Annotated in this window: 4 protein-coding genes; 2 read left to right on the top strand and 2 right to left on the bottom strand. The window is 38.3% G+C overall.

Annotation, left to right across the window (positions count from 1 at the left end; genetic code table 11):
- Window positions 1–1,753: 1,753 nt before the first annotated feature.
- Window positions 1,754–2,263 (top strand): helix-turn-helix domain-containing protein, encoded by a 510-nt coding sequence (locus tag GVY43_RS15830; protein ID WP_159563823.1) that lies wholly within the window; start codon window positions 1,754–1,756, stop codon window positions 2,261–2,263.
- The gene (locus GVY43_RS15825) at window positions 2,260–2,553 is read left to right on the top strand and encodes an IS3 family transposase (RefSeq protein WP_159563822.1); all 294 of its coding nucleotides are present in this window, start codon (window positions 2,260–2,262) and stop codon (window positions 2,551–2,553) included. Before GVY43_RS15830 ends, GVY43_RS15825 begins: the two co-directional genes overlap by 4 nt.
- Window positions 2,554–2,691: 138 nt before the next feature.
- Here GVY43_RS15825 and GVY43_RS15820 read toward each other — a convergent pair whose 3' ends face one another.
- Window positions 2,692–3,438 (bottom strand): hypothetical protein, encoded by a 747-nt coding sequence (locus tag GVY43_RS15820; RefSeq protein WP_159563821.1) that lies wholly within the window; start codon window positions 3,436–3,438, stop codon window positions 2,692–2,694.
- A 692-nt stretch (window positions 3,439–4,130) separates the two neighbouring features.
- The coding region (locus tag GVY43_RS15815) for a DUF4238 domain-containing protein (protein ID WP_159563820.1) at window positions 4,131–5,099 on the bottom strand (969 nt) is incomplete at its 5' end.

Below are 5,099 nucleotides of genomic sequence, written 5' to 3'. Positions count from 1 at the left end.
GAACGAAATCGACGTATTGCAGGCTACAAGCCAGACTATGCAGTGAAAAATGGCAAACAGAGTGAAAGAGGTGTTTGTCAAAAACGTGAGATTAATAGTAATAAGGAAATGAAAAAATAAATTGGTGATATTTTGAAATTAGCACAAAGTAAGATTGGTCCAAACAGAATATTTTATTAACTTCAGAGAGGCGATTTTTTTAAAGTGTAGTGGTGAATTTGAATCAACATTGATAGGAATTATGCTTGGGAAAATGTAAGTTACTTTATAAACGCTATCATCGTACATGACGGTTCATTTTCTCGAATTTATGTTATCTCTAATATTATTCATTACTATTGAAATTAGAATAAACAATTACATGATATAGATTAGTAAAATATCTCCAATGCGTTTAAAGTCCTCGCTAAAAAGTGTATAGGTTGAAATAAACTGTACCCTGAGTAATAGACACTAAAAAGTCTATTACTCAGGGTTTTTGTGTACACTGAACTAAATCATATCGGGAGTGAATTTGAGATGTCGAAGAAACTGTTTACGGCGAAAGATATAAATGAGTTGGACACGAATAAATACGTCAAGGCCGTGAGACCGAAAGGAATCATGGATACCCATGAGTTCAAAGAACTCTTTATAGTACAGATGCTTGATAGACGATTTGCGATAGAAATCTTTCGTGACTGCGGGTTTGGTTGGTACTTCGCGCATAAACTCTTATAGGAGATGCGGGTTAGCGCCTTATAATAGAGACGGGTAATGGGTCTGAGCTGTAGGCAATTCATGACGTAGCAAAGATGAAGAACTGTCTACGGAGGAACGGTACGCAAAGCTAGAGGCCAAAAAACAAACTGTTAAAAGCCGAGGCCGAACTATTAATGCAGATCCGCCTAGCGAAAGGGAGGGGAAAGAAGGACTAAGTGCATCACCAAAATACGAGTTGATTCAAGGTGTCATCATCAAGCACAGAATGAAAGGGATGGTCGGCTATCTCTGTCACGTGGTCGGAGTGTAACGTCAGGGATACCACGCCTATTTCTCAAAGCGGAGGGTACAGGACAGATAGGAACGTGAAGTGAAAGACATGGTTCTTTGTGACCTCGTTCTGAAGGTGTTCCACTTCAAGAAGCGAAAGAAGGGGCTAGGCAGATCAGGATGTTTCTATCTGCTCATGTCGGTGTGTCGATGAACCTGAAGTGCATCTGACGTATCATGCGGAAATTTCAAGGACATCACTCACCGAATTAGAGGCGTGCACGATGTTCTACTCTTTGTGTAATGGGGGTCGTAGGACCATTAGCTACTATAATCACCATCACTACCAGTGGAACGTGAAAAAGATGACTCTTGTACAGTACAGGGATCATCTCCCTCAAGGCGCATAAGTTTTTTTAAAGGCCCTTTGCATAAGATACAGATTACTGTTGAGAATGACTATTTTATTAAATCCGAAAACTTGTTCTAAAGAATTCAATTGAAGTGTTTCTAAGAAGTATATAAATCAGTATAACGGCCATAAAGAAAGCAAAACTAAGAAGTACGAGGGAGAAGACAACCGACATGTTCTCTGTCATCTGACAGAAATGAAAGTGGTACAAAAAAGTTGTCACCGTAGCATGGCCTGCATCGGACGCTGTCTCGATAATGCACCGACTGAACTAACAACGCACATACATGACTGTCTTAAAAAATGACAAAAGGTGAACTGCCCCATAAAAGTTGGACATAAAAATCCAACTTTTATGGGGTGTTTTTTATGACCAAATTCACAAAGGCGTTGAAAATTCAAATTGTCGAACGCTACCTGACAAATAAGGATGGCTACAAAACGTTGGGGAAAGAGTTCGGGGTGAGTCATCATCAGGTACGTTTATGGGTGCTTCTCTACGAACGGTGGGGCGAGACGATTTTCGCTCTGTCCTATACAGTCCACTCACAGACGTTTAAACTGAGGGTACTAAAAGACATGGCGGAAAACGGGATGTCCCTGATGGACGCGGCCCTGAAGTACAGAATCTCTTCTCCCGGGATGATCGCCAACTGGCGATCCACTTATGAACGGGAGGGACCCGAGGGACTGGTCGCCAAGCCGAAAGGACGTGCCCCGATGGCGAGACGGAAGAAGCAGGAACCCAAAGAAATGACGGAGGTCGAGAAGCTCAAGGAACGGATCGAGTTCCTCGAGATGGAGAACGCAGCGTTAAAAAAATTGAAAGCCTTGGTTCAAGAAGAGGAAGCGCGACGAACCGGATCAAGGCCCAAGTGATCGACGAGCTACGGACGACCTATCCTGTACCGGGGCTCCTCCAGGTGCTCGATATGGCTCGAAGCGTCTATTACTATTGGCGGACGCGCCTGACGGCCGATGATAAGTACGCAGACGTGAAGGAAGCAATCCGGACCCTCTTCCACGCACACGAAGGACGTTGTGGCTATCGGCGCATCCATGCGCTCCTCGAGCGCTACATCGAGTATTACAATCATCGTCGCATCAAGAAACGACTAAAAAACCTGGGCCCGGTTGAATACTGGACGCAGGTTCTAAAGGTCGCTTAACAAAATTATTTAGTGTCCAACTTTTTTGGTTCAGTTCAAAGGGGTTAAGCTTTTTCAGAATTAGAAGATTGAAGTCGTCTAAATGATATTTCATTGCATACTGGACAGGTGCAAGTTTTGGGGTGTTTTTGCTACATATTAACCTCTATCTGATTGCATATTTCTTTCACGAAGAACGGCGAGTTCTATTTGTTCCTGTAAACGAACTTCAAACGTTTCTTTTTCTCTCCGTAGGATTTGGACTTCCAAGTGAAGCTTCTGATTTTCTTCCTTGAGCTGATTATTCCGGTGCGTACGTGACTTCACTTCATCGATTACGTCCATCAGGTTCTGATTCTGGCGATTGAGATGGCTTCGTTCTTGCTCGAGTGTTTTCAATTCATTTTCTAGTTGAAAAACTCTTTTTTTCTGCTCTTTTAATTCTTCTTTAAATGAGTTCCGCTCTATTTCGAACGTTTCTTCTACGAGTTTTTTTTCAGTGATTAGTTGGTTGATTTGGTCTTGTAATTGAGTGAGCGCATTCTTATGTAATGAAAATTTTTGCTCGTACTCTTCTTTGAGTTGTTCTGTTTCTGCAATTACGCTTTGTTCGAGGTATTGAACGGTATTTTTATAACGAGTGCTGACTCGTTTATGTTCTTTCTGTTGAGATTCAAGTCTTGCGGCTCGTTCACTAAAGAGGGCGAGGACTTGATTCAATGCCGCTTCAAGCGCGGTATTCTCTTCTATAATTAAGGGATCAGGTGCTTGTTGTTCGGCTAATTTTATCAATTGCTCGAACAGTTGGTTTGTCGACAGCTGTCTTTGTTCCGTTAGACGTTGAATGTGTTCTTTGACCTCTTGTGACACGCGGAATGAAGTAACTTTAATTTCATTTGATTGCATCAATATCACCACTTTACTTTGTTTATGTAATATGAACATTAAATTTTGAGACAATATAGCCCTTATCATTTTCTCGTACTTTAATCTTTAATACCACATGTAGTCAATTTAAACTTTTGAATTTTGTATACATTCCGATGTCGAAAAGTGGGTTTGTGATAATCTAAAATCAGGCTGTAAATGATCTTTTTAAGAAGAAAATGTTTGTTTATTGCTTCTGAATAATAAAATCTTTCCTCCGTTCACAATAAGAAAGTCCTTTTAGAAAAAACGAATTAACTGAAATTCATGTGACAGTACAAAAATACCATCGCAGTAAACTGAAACGAAAAGTTAGACAATAAATACAGTATTTGTTGTACGGTCTAAACGATTTAGCTTTCAGAAGACTATGTTATCTCCTTTTTTATATAGTCTAAACATTTTTCAAATTTTAACCTTTGTGTAATAGTTTTTTTAGTTCATTTACCTGTGAGGACAAGTTCTGTTATATACATCTAATTCTCGTGATGAATGACCTTCTTTTTTATTTATTTGTTTACTTATTAAGTATGACAGAAAACAAACGTTGATAATAAAGATGAGTTTAAAAACAACGAAGGTAAAATGTAAAGGTCTATTTACAGCCCTTTACATTTTAATGGGAATCAACTATTGAAAATGTCTTTTTAACATTCGTTTAAAGGACGTGACTAAAGGATTTTCTCTCCGCCACCGAAAACCTCGACTTTTTCTAATCTTTGAATTTTTTCAGGTGAGCGCTCTAAAATTTCTTTGATTGTTGAAAATTCCTCATTAGCAGAATATATCTGAGAATTAGACTGGAAAACTTGTAGAGAGTTATAGAAAGTAATATTTGATTCACTTAGAGAAATGAAAATATTTTCTCTTTGTTTACCTACAGTCTCCCAATATTCTCTTTCATACATAATAAGAATTAATTTTTCATTTATCGGAAAAGCGATTTCTGTACCGAATGAAGCAATGCCTCCTGATGAAAATAGTTCATTTTGAGGACCATGAGAATATTGCACCACTGGATTGTCTGACGTGTAGATAGGTAATGTACTTTCATTAACCCCTATAAACCATACGTGGTTAAACAGAGCCTGTGCAACACTTTCTCCAACATCAAACATATGAGATGCGTGTGTTATACTTTCAAATTCTTTTTTTCTAACAACTTCAAAATCATTTTGAGTTACGTTAGGAAACTGGCTTTTTGCTATCATAAAAGTCAGTGCTTTCATAACCTTTTCGTCAGCTTCTAAAATCGTTTTGCGAAATTCATTCGTTCGAGTTAGCTGAAGTGCAATATGGTGTGATAAAACTTGCTTTTCTTCATTTGAAAAGATGTTTCTCAATTCGAATGGGTTTTTAGATAGAGTGTATTTAGCTTTTAATTTAGACAAGGAACCCTTGAATTGAGCTTCAACTTCATCCGAAAAATAGTTTTCGACCATTTGTACATGAAAGAAACTATCATTACCGTAATTTTCTAGAATATGATCAGCGTCTTTTTCTCCTTCTACAAGATTTCTCATCTGATCCACAGAAGGGAAATCATAAAAATAACGAGATGAAGCAACATTTCTTACATTAGAAACAAAAGATTTTTTTCGTTTTTTATCATAAACAGCTATTTGATAAGTATTTTTATT

Origin of the sequence: Exiguobacterium sp. 8H, from assembly GCF_902506255.1 — a bacterium.
GTDB lineage: Bacteria > Bacillota > Bacilli > Exiguobacteriales > Exiguobacteriaceae > Exiguobacterium > Exiguobacterium profundum.
Note: the sequence above shows the minus strand (reverse complement) of the source record. Positions and strands in the feature narration are given on the sequence as shown.